The following is a 14020-nucleotide window of genomic DNA, read 5'->3' on the forward strand; positions in this document are numbered from 1 at the left end:
CCCGATCAATATATGGTAGGCGACATTGCCGTTGTGCGCACATAAAGAAATGTTTATATCTACATATAATAGCGAATACTCAAGGAGACGCCATGACAGTCGCATCCAATCCCCTGACCGATCTTCTTGCTGAAAAGGGCGTCCTGCTCGCCGATGGCGCGACAGGCACCAATCTCTTCGCCATGGGCCTGGAGGCCGGTGAAGCGCCGGAACTCTGGAACGAGCAGCATCCCGAACGGATCACAAAGCTGCATCAGGATTTCGTCGATGCCGGTGCCGACATCATCCTGACCAACACGTTCGGCGGCACGCGCCATCGCCTGAAGCTTCACCACGCACAGGATCGGGTGCATAGCCTGAACAAGGTAGCAGCCGAGATTGCTCGCAAAGTGGCCGATAATACTGACCGCAAGGTGATCGTCGCCGGCTCGGTTGGCCCGACGGGAGAGCTGTTGGTGCCGCTCGGCGCAATGACCTACGAAGATGCCGTTTCCGCATTCGTTGAGCAGATCGAAGGTCTGCAGGCCGGCGGCGCCGATGTCGCCTGGATCGAGACCATGTCGTCGCCCGAAGAGATCCGTGCTGCAGCCGAAGCCGCCGTCAAGGTCGGCATGCCCTACACTTATACGGGCTCGTTCGATACGGCGGGAAAGACCATGATGGGCCTGCATCCGAAAAACATTCACGGCGTTGCCGTCGATATCGGCGAAGGGCCGCTTGCCGTGGGTGCCAATTGCGGCGTCGGCGCATCGGATATCCTCTCGAGCCTTCTCGACATGACGGAGGCAGATCCTGACGCCATCGTCGTCGTCAAGGGCAATTGCGGCATTCCCGAATATCGCGGCGCCGAGATCCATTATTCCGGCACGCCGCCACTCATGGCCGATTATGCGCGCCTTGCACGCGATGCCGGCGCCAAGATCATCGGCGGCTGCTGCGGCACCTCTTGCGATCACCTAGCTGCCATGCGGCAGGCGCTGGACAGCTACGTGCCCGGCCCTCGCCCGACACTGGAAGTGATCATCGAGCGGATCGGGCCATTGCGCAACAAGACCGCCAATGAAGGCGGCACGGCGCCGACCCGCGAACGCCGCCGCCGCGGCTGATATCAGCAAAATTAAAGCCGGCGGCAAGAACATTGCCGCCGGCTTGCGTTTAACTCTCTATTCCAGCGCCAAATCGCGCCGCTACTGTCGAAGCGGCGTCCGATTGATCGCATCCAGGAAAGACAGATCCTCGGCGCCATTCTTGCCGAAGACAAAGAAATCCGCTTCCGAAATCAATGGATGCTTGTAGGGATTGTCGACGTGCTTAAGCAACGTCCATTCCGGTAGCCAACGCGCCACGTCATCGGTGAAGCGTCGATTTCTCACATGCACGGCGCCATGACGATCAGGGCCGTCATGGTTCGAGGCATAAACGATCACATAGCGCTTCGACATGGCAAACAGCCGCTCCATGTAGGTGCGATAGACGTCTTGCTCGATCAGATGGAAGATGACGTCGAGCGACAAGGTCAGCTCGAATGCACCGTCATATTGGCTCATGTCCAGTTGCGGTTCGCCAAGCCAGACGAAGTCGCTACCAGGGCGGTCTCTGTGCATGTCACGGCAAAGATGGATCGCCGTCTGAGAAACATCGAAACCGGTATAGTGCTCGAAGCCCAGATAACGAAGCTGGTTGCCGTCGCCGCTGCCAAGTTCGCCCACATGCCTCAGCTGCTTTTCCGCTGCGAAAGAGTTGAGGATGAGGGCCTTGTACTCGGCTGATTTATTGTATGAACCGGCGCCGGAATTGCCGCCGGACATATAACGCTGCTCCCAGTATTTCGACGAATCGAAGCCCGGCTGTTCGTCCGCGAAGGATCTTGTCGGCGCTGGTGCGACCGGCAGGACATTGGCGAGTGGCGCAATCGGCTCGAACCATTTTTTCCAGTCATCGCCGCCAACCAGCTTCAGCTCGTTGCCGTTGCGAAGGGTCCACGCCCTGACACGTCCCGCATATGTCGACAACAGGTCCTTATAGCCGGAAGCATGCCCGCCGCTGCGCGCGACAAGGTGAACTTCGCAGAGGAAATCGGGATGCAGCACCGTATCGCGCATCTCCTGGGTTTCATGATCGCAAGTGACGAAGACGATCGGATCGCGCTCGCGCGCGGCCACCGCCAGGATGAACTCCACCAGCCCGTCGGCGCGGTCTGCATCGACCAGGTAAATGATCGACGAGGCATCTGCGGCATCCGATCGCAACAACGAGATCGGGTACATGGATGACAGGATTTCGTCTTGCTTCTTCGAACTGTCATAGGCCGTTCCGGTACCGGCAGACGACTGTTCGTAGATCGTCGGGCGTTGCACCTCTATCGGCAGCAGCCAGCCTTCCTTGCGAGGCACGATGTAGGACGGAATACCCTCGCGATGAAGATATTGCGCAAGCCAGGTATCGGCCATGTTGCGATGGCGGAAATCGGCAAGCGTCATCTTCACTGTGCTCGAGTGGAAGGCACAGGCATTGGTTGCCACCACGTGGACGCGACGGCGGCGCATGAAAGCGCGTTCGAAATGAAGAACCGCCCGTCCGCGATCCTTATAGTAGCCGAGGCTCGGCTGCAGGATGATCGCCCCATGCACGCCCACGACAGCCTGCCCACCCAACTGCGCGAGTTCGCCGACCGTGCGTGCGACAAAATCGTCGGGATAGATGATGTCGTCGTCGCAGGTGATGTAGATCGCGTCCTCGACCTGTTCCAGCCCCCAGAACTTGCCGGCATCGCCGTAGCGGCTGCCGTCGGTATCGATAAAGTGCCGGATCTTCGGATGCTCGGCTATGAAGCGCGGCGCCTGCGTAAACCCGTTGAGATAGACAAAGAGGCAATCGATCTGCGGCAGCAGAGACATGACAGTTGCGCGAAGCGCAATCTCGTTTCCTGCGACCGTCGCCATTCCCGCAACGATCTGCCGGGTTGGCGGCAGCATGGCGAGATGACGCGGATCGACCAGATCTATCGCCCTTGTCGGCGCGGCAGCCTCGGAATATGCCGGTTCAAAGAGATAGGTCGGGGTGTCATTGTAGAACTGTATCTTGCGGTAACCCAGCGGCCGGAGAATGGCCTCGACCTCGGTCAGGACTTCGCGGCTCCTGGCGCTGACCAGAAGCTTCGGCCGTGAGCGGGCAATGGTTTCATGCGCGCCCCGGAGCACGTCGGCTTCCGCACCGCTCACATCGATCTTGATGAGATGCACCCGCCGCTCGCCGATGACATCATCGAGCCTCACCATCTGGATGCTGCCCTCGCCGGTCGGCTGGAATTGCGCATCGCCGAGATTGGCGGCATCCACGTTGCCAATTTCGCCCGTTGTCGGACCGGCGCCAAGTGCCAGCGGATGAAGCTCGACCAGCCCGTTGATGCCGTTGAGTTCGACATTGGTCTGCAGAGCGACGAAAGCGAGCGGATTGGGTTCGAAGGCAATCGTCCTGACCCCGAGGACGGAGCTGAAGAAGAGCGTGTGATTGCCGATATAGGCGCCGACATCGACCGCGAGCGCATCTTCCGGCAGGGACGAACCGACATCTTCCAGCATCGCCCGCTCATAGAAGGCGTTGTTCTGCAGAATGATCCTCTGGATGTGGTCGTTCGGATTGGGAAGGTGGAACCGGACCGAAGTCCGGTAGCTGTTCACTTCGCAGGCGATCGTGGCTTGAAGCGTCATCGCAGTTCTTTCCAACAGGCAAAGGTTTGTGGGGCAAAGGCTATCGGGAGTATGTCGGCGCGGCCGAAAGCATCGTCAGCGACCGCCGACGACCATCAATCCGCTGCCGCCTATGGCATCGAGGCTGAATTTCAAACCGGCGCTGACGCTGGCCCAGCGCTTGGCGGCCAGCACTTCGGTCGCTCGGTCCTTGGCGAAAAGGCAAAGGTTGAAGCCGGCAGGCGATAGATTATTTGCCAGTGCTGGAAGGGCAACCAGGGCACTCTCCACCGGATAGGACGTATTCTGTAGATCGACGACGACCAGATCGAATTTGACATCCTCGGCAATGCGCCGCGTGTCAGGGAAATAGGCCGAAATGTCCTCGAAGCCGATTGTCGCAGCTTCAGCCTCGATGATGGAGACACCTTCCGTCAGGCCGCTTGCGATGAAACGCGCTTCGAGATCTCCAGCTTGCTCCGGCGTCACGCACAGGCAGTTCAGCCCGGCATTGCTGCCCGCCAAAAGCGAGGCCAGCACCAGGCCAGAGCGCGGCGCACCGATATGCAGAATATTCGGCGCATCGCTTCTTCCAAGCGCGGCGCGTCGAAGCGCCCAGATCTGCATCGGCGTCAGTGGGTTGCGGCCGGCGGCGGATTGGGCATCGAGCAGGGTCGGATAACCCGCAACGAGGATTTCGCTCGCCGTCGTCTGCCAGGCATCTGAGGCGGCAACGGGTGCCACGCTAGTGGCAGCAGGAAGATCAGACAGATAGCTTGCCACAACGGCCGGTGCGGCAGCTTTTGGAGCGACGGTCTTTGCCGGCCTGGTCAACGGCAGGGGCGGCTTGTTGAAGGCATCCTGCGCGGAGCGCTGCTGCGCGGTGGAATTCAAGCCGTTCGAATTGGGGTCGAGATTGTGATGCGAATATGGATTGGTCGCCGTATAGCGATGGGCATTGACCGGCATGAATTCATAGCGCCGTGTCTGATCGAGGATCGGCAGCGCAAGCGCAATGTCGCAGGCAGCCATAAACCAGTGTCCGGCATTATCCTGGAAGTAGCCCTCTGGAATATTGTCCAGCAAGGATGAGCGGAAGCTGAAGAGATGGCTGGTCTTCCAACCCTGCTGTCGCGGAGAAAGATTGGGATCAAGCGCAGCATTGCCTCCGACCCCGCCACCATCGGTGACGAAGTTGGTCCAGACAACGTCCTGCCCGCTTGCATAGCTTCCGGACATCCGCTCAAGGATGGTGGGGATGATCAGCTGGTCGTCACCGTCAAGAATGGCGATGAACTCCGCCATGCCGGTGCGCGGCCGCAAATGCTCCCAGACGTTGCGCGACTTTCCGAGCTGCACCTCGTTGCGGATGAAAGTGTGCCGGCCGGGAAAGAGATCGCTCAGAAGCGCTGCGGCGATGATGCCTGTGTCATCCTTCGAGCAATCGTCCACAAAAAGAACGTGCAGATCGTCAAGCGTCTGCCGCGAAAGGCTTGCCAGCGATTGCCGGACATACATTTCGCAATCGCGCGCCGTCATGAAAATCAGCGCCTTTGCCCCATTTGCAATCTCTGTCATCGATGTCTCGAAGCCTCAATCCGACAATGTCCGTGCAGAGGACGTAAAATCCCCTGCTACGTCGATTAGCGAATGTGGCTGGCTCCAACCTTGCGCATCGCGATGCCTAGCCCGGCAATAGCTCGGTCACGGCGATGATCGGACCGAGCGGAAACAGGCCATCGCGTCTTTGCCATTCCGGAATGTCGAGGCTGGAAATACTGCCATCGAGAAACAGCGCGTTGGCGCAGCCAAGATCGTCACGGAAAAGCGTCGCGAAGTCATGGAAACGCACCGGGCTGTCCGAAACCGCGAACACGACCTTGCCGTCACCGGTAACGCCGACACCATTTCGCGACTTCAAGCTGTTGCTGTCGGCCAGAAATGACGGATGGAGCGTGCCGTCAATGACGAGCATGGGACCGGATTGGGTCGCATAGAAAGGCTTGATACCGGAGGCAACGAAAGCCCTGCTTTCCATCACGCCGGCCCGGCCCGGCAGAAGATAGAACACGCCATTCGGCAACAAATGAAAATTGCCCCAGCCCTTGTTGGTATTGATTGCTTTCAGCTCCCGACCGTTCTGGATGAACAGACCGACAGGGGACTGATCGTCCAGATACATGCCGCCGTTCATGGCAAAGCGCACATAGGTGCGATCTAAGCGCAGATCGTTCTCCAGTGCTCGGAACGAACCATAGGGCTTGCCGCTGCGATCATTCTGGAAAAGCTGGATATCGTCGGCGGTCGGGTCGAAGATGCAGACCGTATAGCCGTCACCGAGATGCTGGACCTTGCGGCAGGCTTCGCCAGCCGACGCCGTCGCAGCAAAAGCAAGAATGGTGAGGATGATCATCAATCGAATCAACGCATGACTCCAAATGCCTATCCATCACAACTGAAGCGCCGCCATGTGAAAGGCAAGCTGCGCCGCGGGATAACGATAGCTCGCCCCAACGGGACAGGCATTGCGCGCAAGACAACCGGCAACCATGCAGCCCGCCTGCCCTTCCCTCGTCCGCAGATGCGATCGGCAGCGCGGAACGTCGAAGCGGGCGGGCGCCACAGCGCCGGCGGGACAGGCATTGAGGCAAGGCTTGGCCGCACAATGATCGCAAGGATGCTCGCCCTTCGCCGGCGCGGCATCGTCCATCAGATTATCGGCAAAACCCAGGGCGCCGCGATAGCCGTGCCAGATACCATATTCCGGATGAATCAAGATACCGAGCGGCGAAGCCTTCAGCCCTTCCGCCCGCATGGCCCATTGCTGAAACGGCTGCCACGGCGGGTCCGAGGGAAAATAGGCCGTTGCGCCCAACTCGGCCGCAATCGGCCGAATGATCACCTTCGACCAGTCGTCGAGCGGATCCTGGCGCAGAACGTTGTCCGGCGATTGTCGCCAATGCGAGAAGGGCGGCCAGATCGAACCGCCGATATTGCCGAGCAGGATGACACTGCCGGCAGCTGTGCCGTCTGCCAATAGTGGCCCCTCGCCCCGATCGAAGGACAGGCTACCGCGAACGAAAACTCCGTGGACGCCGAGCGCCGCACGGAGCTGTTCGAAGATGGCAGGGCCGCCGTTCACCGTGGCCCCTTATACTGATAGTGCGGCCGCCAGACCTCCTTCTGGATGAGATCGGCAACGCGTATCGCTCCGCCTTGCTCCCTGGCGGCTTCGGGCTCTCTTCAAGTGAAAGCGTCAGGCATCGAATCCTTGCGCATCTTGATATAGGCCAGCAGAGCCTCATCAATCGCCGGGTCGAGCGGCGGCGCTTCATAGTGGTCGAGCCACGACCGGCAAAGCGCGTTGGCGCGATCCTCGATACGCTTCTGGCCCTCGATCTCCCACTGTTCGAAGGAGTTGTTGTCGGCGAGCGCGGAGCGATAGAAGGCGGACTGGAAGTTGGCCTGCGTATGAGCGCAACCGAGATAGTGGCTGCCGGGGCCGACTTCGCGGATGGCGTCCAGCGCCTGTCCATTCTCCGAGAGATCGACGCCCTCGGCCATCTTCTGCATCATGCCGAGCTGGTCCTGGTCGATCATGAATTTCTCGTAGGACGAAACGAGACCACCTTCCAGCCAGCCGGCCGCATGCAGCACGAAGTTGGTGCCGGCCAGCAGCGTCATGTTCAAGGTGCTGGCCGATTCATGCGCGGCCTGCGCATCCGGAACCTTCGATGCGCAGAGCGAACCGCCGGTACGGAACGGCAGTCCGAGACGGCGCGCGAGCTGCGCGGAGCCGTAAGAGACCAGCGAAGGCTCCGGCGTGCCGAAAGTCGGAGCACCGGATTGCATGGAGATCGAGGCAGCGAAAGTGCCGTAAAGCACCGGCGAGCCCTTGCGGATCAACTGCGTGAACGAGGCGCCGGCCAGCACTTCCGCCAGGATCTGCGTCAGCGTACCCGCCACCGTCACCGGGCTCATGGCGCCCGACAGGATGAACGGAGAAACAACCGAAGCCTGGTTATGCCGCGCATAGACCTTCAATGCGCCGAGCATGGTCTCGTCGAAGACCATCGGCGAATTGGCATTGATGAGGTTCAACGTGACGCAATTGTTCTCGACGAATTCATCGCCGAAAACGATCTTTGCCATGGCGACAGTATCCTCGGCACGCTCCGGCGCCGTCACCGAGCCCATGAACGGCTTGTCGGAATATTTGATATGGCTGTAGACCATATCGAGATGGCGCTTGTTGACCGGGATGTCCACCGGCTCGCAGACCGTGCCGCCCGACGAATGCATCGACGGCGCCATATAGGCGAGCTTCACGAAATTACGGAAATCCTCGATCGTCGCATAACGGCGGTTGCCTTCGAGATCACGTACGAAGGGCGGACCATAGACCGGCGCGAAGATCGTTGCCTTGCCGCCGACATGGGCGTTGCGCTCGCTGTTGCGCGCGTGCCAGGTGAATTCCTTCGGCGCAGTCTTCAGGAGTTCGCGGCAAAGCCCCTTCGGGAAATGCACGCGCTGCCCACGCACATCGGCGCCGGCTTCCTTCCAGAGTGCCAGAGCTTCGGCATCGTCGCGAAACTCGATGCCGATTTCCTCAAGAACCGTATCGGCATTGCGCTCGATGAGCTGCAGGCCTTCTTCGTCAAGCACTTCGTAGACGCCGATCTTTCGGACGATATAGGGAAGCGACGGGCCCGGACCGCCGCCACTGCGCGACGCTCGCCTTGCCGCCGCGCCTCTTCCCTCACCGCGCGAACGCCGCCCACCGCCATCGCTACCCGCAACCGGCTGCTCGATCATATCGTCCATGATGCTTCCTCACTCCTGCGCATAATGCGTCTATCTGACCCTATGCTACCCGATTCCGCCAACCGGACGTTTCTTAATGCGCCAGCGACTAGCATAGGACAGACATGGCGGCTGCGATATCGCCTGATCTATATCCGTCGCGAATTATCCGTGCGACGTCGCTTTCGAAAAGAGTTTTGTCATCGTTGAGGTTTATCGCTTATTCAGGCAGTATTTTATACGGGCCCTTGATGCATTGCACGAAACGGGATGGAGCGCATGGCTGACGACGAAATCATTCTCTCGGAACTTTCGGACGAAGAACTCGTGCAGCAGATGCATGACGACCTCTATGACGGCTTGAAGGAGGAAATCGAGGAAGCGACCAATATCCTCCTCGAACGCGGCTGGACGCCGTATGACGTGCTGACGCAGGCGCTCGTCGAAGGCATGCGCATCGTCGGCATCGACTTCCGCGACGGCATCCTTTTCGTACCCGAAGTTCTGCTTTCGGCCAATGCGATGAAGGCCGGCATGGCCATCCTGCGTCCGCTTTTGGCGCAGACCGGTGCACCAAAGCTCGGCAAACTGGTGATCGGCACCGTCAAGGGTGACATTCACGACATCGGCAAGAACCTTGTCGGCATGATGATGGAAGGCGCGGGCTTCGACGTCGTCGACCTCGGGATCAACAATCCCGTCGAAAACTATCTCGACGCCATCGAGCGCGAACAGCCCGACATTCTCGGCATGTCGGCTCTGCTGACGACCACCATGCCCTACATGAAGGTCGTCATCGACACTCTGAAGGAAAAAGGCATGCGCGACGACTACGTCGTGCTGGTCGGCGGCGCACCGCTGAACGAGGAGTTCGGCAAGGCCGTCGGCGCTGACGCCTATTGCCGCGACGCTGCTGTCGCGGTCGAGACCGCCAAGGATTTCATGAAGCGCAAGCACAATAGCCTGGCGGCGAGAGCCTGACCATAAAGAACGCGGAGCCGGCGACAACCCTCGGGGTTGCCGCCGGCCTATCGATACCCCAAATTAATTGTTGGCAGCTCTCTTGACGGTATGACCAGCGTCTTCAGTGGCGTTAACGGCATTGGCCGTATCCCTGCCAACGCCACGAATTGTATTGGCGCATGAAGCGAGTACCATAAGGACTGCGCATGCGGCGGCAATTTTGGTGAGTGAAGGTGCGGTCATGATTGGGAACCCCCTCTGAGTGGATATCGATCAAAAACAAGCGGAGACAAATTCTCCGCAGAATGAACGCATGAACACGCAAAAGGTTCATGTGATCGCGTGCGGGGCAATCGCGCGCGAGATATTGGCGGTCACCCGAATAAACGGGCTCGACCATATCGACCTGCACTGTCTTCCGGCGATCTATCATTCGTACCCGCAAAAAATCGCGCCGGCGCTGGAAGAGGCGATTGTCGATGCGCGATCGCGCGGCTTCGAGAAGATCTTCATCGGCTATGCCGATTGCGGCACCGGCGGTCTGATCGACCGCATTTGCGAGCGCGAGGGCATCGAACGCCTCTCCGGACCACACTGTTATTCCTTTTTCACCGGCAACGAGGCTTTCGCCGCTGGGGACGATGACATCACGTCGTTTTTCCTCACCGATTTTCTGGCCCGCCAGTTCGAAGCCTTCGTCATCGTCCCGCTTGGCCTGGACCGCCATCCGCAACTGCGCGACATGTATTTCGGCAACTACCGCAAGGTGGTCTATCTCTCGCAGGAGGAAGACCCGGTGCTGCAGGCAAAGGCCAGGGATGCCGCGGCCTATCTCGGACTCGACTACGAATATCGCTTTACCGGCTATGGCGATCTTGGCCGCGAACTGCTGGCCGTCTGATTGCGACATATTCGTCGCTTCCTGCTTGCGCGGCTTTGCCAGTACCGACATATCGGCGAGAGCGTAGATATTGAAAAACATTTTAAACTCGGCAATTTGAGAGGACAAATGCGCTTTTCCGCCGCTTGCTGATACGCTTTCCTCACCGCGTCGTTTTTTGACATATATCGCGTCGTGGCGAGCGCAGTCCCAAGGTCGGTCGCCGTGCATTCTGGAGTGAAGAGGAGATTTTTACGCATGGCCGATCGTATTGTCGTCTACTGGCGGGATATTCCAGCCCAGGTCATCATCAAGAAGGGCAGACAGACGGCAAAACGGGAGCTTTCGCTGCGTTTTACCGAGGCGATCGATATGTGCGCCATGCGCACCGGCGCCGCCGAAACAGACGACTATCTCGCCGAATGGCGCAAGGCTGATCCCACGCCCGTTTCTGATGACCTCGAGGCGGAAGCGGATAAAGCGGCCGGCGAGCTGGAAGCCGCCTATGATCGCGAACGGCTGGTGGCGCTGGTGAAGGCCGGAGGTCGCGACAATGGCTGATGCCATCCAGAAGCCTGGCAACGCCGCACCCGCGGCAAAAGCCGCCAGCGGCGCCTATACGCCGGCCGGTGTCTCGCCCAATCGCCGCGCCCGGCGCAAATATACCGTGCGGCTCTGGGCGGTCCGTCATTCCCGCTTCTTGGAATGGTTTTACCATCGCTTCGCCGACGTCTTTCTTCTGCTGCATCCCCTCTGGAAATCGATCGGCTACGAACGCGTGGAGCGGCCGATCACCTTCATCGAGCGCAATGTAAAGGGTTTTCTGTTCGACTGCCGCATGTGCGGCCAGTGCGCGCTGTCATCGACCGGCATGTCCTGTTCGATGAACTGTCCGAAGCAGCTGCGCAACGGCCCTTGCGGCGGCGTGCGCGCCAACGGCAACTGCGAGGTCGAACCCGATATGCCCTGCGTCTGGGTACAGGCGTGGAACGGGTCGCGGAATATGACCCATGGCGATTTGATCCTCAATGTGCAGAAGCCGGTGAACCAATCGTTGCGTGAAACGTCTTCCTGGCTGCGGGTCACGGCGGAAGCCGCAGCTGCCCGCGAAGCTGCAAAAAGGGAAGCGTGATAGATGGCACATATCGACGAAAATCCGCTCGGTGTGCATCTGCCGCTGGACCCGCTGCCGGGCCATTCGTCGCTCGGGCGCCTTGAGCGCGTCCTCCGTCGCGGCGAATTCGCCGTGACAGCCGAATTGAACCCACCTGACAGCGCCAATCCCGAAGATGTCTATGAGCGCGCCGCGATCTTCTCGGGCTGGGTCGACGGCATCAACGCCGTCGACGCCTCGGGCGCCAACTGCCACATGTCGTCGGTTGGCATCTGCGCGCTGCTGACGCGCATGGGCTATGCGCCGATCATGCAGATCGCCTGCCGCGACAAGAACCGCATCGCCATCCAGGGCGACGTGCTGGGTGCCGCCGCCATGGGTGTGTGCAACATCATGTGCCTGACCGGCGACGGCGTACAGGCAGGCGACCAGCCAGGCGCCAAGCCGGTTTTCGACCTCGACTGCATGTCGCTGCTCGAAACCGTGCGCATCATGCGCGACAACGCCAAATTCCTCTCGGGGCGCAAGCTGACATCGCCGCCAAAAGTCTTTCTCGGCGCCGCCATCAACCCCTTTGCGCCACCGCATGACTTCCGGCCCTATCGGCTGGCGAAGAAGATCGAGGCCGGCGCGCAGTTCGTGCAGAGCCAATACTGCTATGACGTGCCGATGTTCCGCGATTACATGAACAAGGTGCGCGATCTCGGCCTGGACGAGAAATGCTTCATTCTGGTCGGCGTCGGGCCCCTCGCCTCTGCGAAAACCGCCCGCTGGATGCGCTCCAACGTGCCGGGCGTGCATATTCCCGATGCCATCATCAAGCGCCTCGAAGGCGCGCAGGATCAGAAGAAAGAAGGCAAGCAGCTCTGCATCGACATCATCAACGAGGTGAAGGAGATCGCAGGCGTTTCCGGCGTTCATGTCATGGCCTATCGCCAGGAAGAATATGTCGCAGAGATGGTGCATGAATCCGGCGTACTGAAGGGCCGCCAGCCTTGGAAGCATGAAGCCAACCAAACGGACGCTCTCGTCGCCGAACGGCTGGAGCACATCCGTGGCGGCAAAGAGGAAAATCAGCAGGAAATGGCCGAGGCCGCCGCTCATCATCCCTTACACAAGACGCATTGAGATCGAGTGGCGGGCGGAGGAGCCCGGCCCCGCTTGTAACCCCCATCCCGGCACGATAGACCAGCTCTATCGGGCAGACCGACCAGAGGATCAAACATGACGCGCACCATCGTTGCCTCCGCCACTCGCGAAATCATCATCGGCTTCGACCAGCCCTTTTGCGTGATCGGCGAACGCATCAATCCGACGGGGCGCAAGAAGCTTGCCGCCGAGATGATCGAGGGCAATTTCGATACCGTCATCAAGGACGCGCTTGAACAGGTAGCCGCCGGCGCGACCATGCTCGACGTCAATGCCGGCGTCACCTCGGTAAACCCGAACGAGACGGAACCGGGCCTGCTGGTGCAGACGCTTGAAATCGTCCAGGGCCTCGTCGACGTACCGCTCTCGATCGACAGCTCGGTGACAGCAGCTATTGAAGCCGCTCTCAAGGTCGCCAAGGGCCGACCGCTGGTCAATTCCGTAACCGGCGAGGAGGAAAAGCTCGAGGCCATCCTGCCGCTCATCAAGAAATATGATGTGCCCGTGGTCGCGATTTCCAACGATGAGACCGGCATCTCCATGGATCCGGACGTCCGTTTCGCCGTCGCCAAGAAGATCGTCGAACGCGCGATGGATCATGGCATCAAGCCGCATGACATCGTCGTAGACCCGCTCGTCATGCCAATCGGCGCGCTGGGCGATGCCGGCCGCCAGGTCTTCGCGCTACTGCACCGCCTGCGCAACGAGCTGAAGGTCAACACCACCTGCGGCCTTTCGAATATTTCCTTTGGCCTGCCGCACCGCCACGGCATCAATGCCGGGTTCATCCCGATGGTCATCGGCGCTGGCATGACCTCGGCGATCATGAATCCCTGCCGCCCGCAGGAAATGGAAGCCGTGCGCGCGGCCAACGTGCTGAACGGCACCGACGCCAATTGCACCAATTGGATTATGACCTATCGCGATTACAAGCCGGCGGAAGGTGGAGCGAGTGCCCCGGCCTCTGCGGCTCCATCAGCTGGCGGCGGCCGGCGTGGTGGACGCGCAGCGCGAACCGGCGCGGGAGCTGCGAGGGAATAGCGATGACCTATCCCAGCCGCAAGCTTTCCGACGACCTTGCCACCTTGTGGATCCAGGCCCCCATGGTGATCGGGATGCGCCTCTCGCAAATGTGGATGACGGCCATGATGGGCGGTCGCGTCGATACGGTCGAATTCAACCGGATGATCAACGAGAAGATGGCTGCGGCCGGAGAAAGCGTCATCGCCGCCAACACGGCGATGGCTGAACAGAATATCGCGGCAATGACAGCAATCGCGATGGGGCGCAACGCCTCGTCGCACAAGGCGGCAAATGCGATCGCCGAGGCAGCGATCAAGCCATATACCAAGCGCGTCCGCTCGAACGTGCGCCGCCTTAGCAAACAGAAAGACTAAATCCGTGGCCCAAGCCGGCGACAGC

14 protein-coding genes are annotated in these 14020 nt (G+C 60.0%); 8 read left to right on the forward strand and 6 right to left on the reverse strand.

What is annotated here, in order from left to right:
* Positions 1-92: 92 nt before the first annotated feature.
* Positions 93-1106: a betaine--homocysteine S-methyltransferase gene (gene bmt, locus ACQZ6F_RS07545; RefSeq protein ID WP_068398771.1), complete on the forward strand. Its 1014-nt coding sequence runs from the start codon at positions 93-95 to the stop codon at positions 1104-1106.
* Positions 1107-1187: 81 nt separating this feature from the next.
* Here bmt and ACQZ6F_RS07550 read toward each other — a convergent pair whose 3' ends face one another.
* The 5 genes from ACQZ6F_RS07550 to ACQZ6F_RS07570 form a co-directional block, all read right to left on the reverse strand.
* Positions 1188-3710, reverse strand: coding sequence for a class I SAM-dependent methyltransferase (locus ACQZ6F_RS07550; protein ID WP_449092240.1), 2523 nt, complete (start codon positions 3708-3710; stop codon positions 1188-1190).
* A gap of 75 nt (positions 3711-3785) precedes the next feature.
* Positions 3786-5267 (reverse strand): glycosyltransferase family 2 protein, encoded by a 1482-nt coding sequence (locus ACQZ6F_RS07555; protein ID WP_449092239.1) that lies wholly within the window; start codon positions 5265-5267, stop codon positions 3786-3788.
* A gap of 106 nt (positions 5268-5373) precedes the next feature.
* A complete protein-coding gene (locus ACQZ6F_RS07560) occupies positions 5374-6102 on the reverse strand; it encodes a phosphodiester glycosidase family protein (RefSeq protein ID WP_449092407.1) in 729 nt (242 codons plus the stop codon).
* A 36-nt stretch (positions 6103-6138) separates the two neighbouring features.
* The gene (locus ACQZ6F_RS07565; RefSeq protein ID WP_449092238.1) at positions 6139-6831 is read right to left on the reverse strand and encodes a ferredoxin; all 693 of its coding nucleotides are present in this window, start codon (positions 6829-6831) and stop codon (positions 6139-6141) included.
* 101 nt (positions 6832-6932) lie between these two features.
* Positions 6933-8513, reverse strand: coding sequence for a trimethylamine methyltransferase family protein (locus ACQZ6F_RS07570; RefSeq protein ID WP_449092237.1), 1581 nt, complete (start codon positions 8511-8513; stop codon positions 6933-6935).
* Positions 8514-8771: 258 nt separating this feature from the next.
* Here ACQZ6F_RS07570 and ACQZ6F_RS07575 point away from each other — a divergent pair, with 258 nt between their 5' ends.
* Complete coding sequence (locus tag ACQZ6F_RS07575) at positions 8772-9473, forward strand: corrinoid protein (protein WP_068398962.1); 702 nt, start codon at positions 8772-8774, stop codon at positions 9471-9473.
* 63 nt (positions 9474-9536) lie between these two features.
* Here ACQZ6F_RS07575 and ACQZ6F_RS07580 read toward each other — a convergent pair whose 3' ends face one another.
* Positions 9537-9698: an entericidin domain-containing protein gene (locus ACQZ6F_RS07580; RefSeq protein ID WP_077468875.1), complete on the reverse strand. Its 162-nt coding sequence runs from the start codon at positions 9696-9698 to the stop codon at positions 9537-9539.
* Between the two features lie 70 nt (positions 9699-9768).
* On the opposite strand from ACQZ6F_RS07580, the gene ACQZ6F_RS07585 reads away from it, so the two are divergent.
* The 6 genes from ACQZ6F_RS07585 to ACQZ6F_RS07610 all read left to right on the forward strand — a co-directional run bounded on the left by ACQZ6F_RS07585 (position 9769) and on the right by ACQZ6F_RS07610 (position 13995).
* A complete protein-coding gene (locus ACQZ6F_RS07585) occupies positions 9769-10356 on the forward strand; it encodes a DUF1638 domain-containing protein (RefSeq protein ID WP_449092236.1) in 588 nt (195 codons plus the stop codon).
* Positions 10357-10593: 237 nt separating this feature from the next.
* The gene (locus tag ACQZ6F_RS07590) at positions 10594-10896 is read left to right on the forward strand and encodes a virulence factor (protein WP_077468878.1); all 303 of its coding nucleotides are present in this window, start codon (positions 10594-10596) and stop codon (positions 10894-10896) included.
* Complete coding sequence (locus ACQZ6F_RS07595) at positions 10889-11467, forward strand: methylenetetrahydrofolate reductase C-terminal domain-containing protein (protein WP_068398747.1); 579 nt, start codon at positions 10889-10891, stop codon at positions 11465-11467. The genes ACQZ6F_RS07590 and ACQZ6F_RS07595 overlap by 8 nt, the downstream gene beginning before the upstream one ends.
* 3 nt (positions 11468-11470) lie before the next feature.
* Complete coding sequence (locus ACQZ6F_RS07600; protein WP_077468881.1) at positions 11471-12577, forward strand: methylenetetrahydrofolate reductase; 1107 nt, start codon at positions 11471-11473, stop codon at positions 12575-12577.
* Positions 12578-12673: 96 nt separating this feature from the next.
* Positions 12674-13639 (forward strand): methyltetrahydrofolate cobalamin methyltransferase, encoded by a 966-nt coding sequence (locus ACQZ6F_RS07605; RefSeq protein WP_077468882.1) that lies wholly within the window; start codon positions 12674-12676, stop codon positions 13637-13639.
* 2 nt (positions 13640-13641) lie between these two features.
* Positions 13642-13995, forward strand: a complete 354-nt coding sequence (locus tag ACQZ6F_RS07610; protein WP_077468883.1) for a hypothetical protein — start codon at positions 13642-13644, stop codon at positions 13993-13995.
* Positions 13996-14020: the final 25 nt, after the last annotated feature.

The sequence above is a fragment of the Rhizobium sp. A22-96 genome (assembly GCF_053521805.1).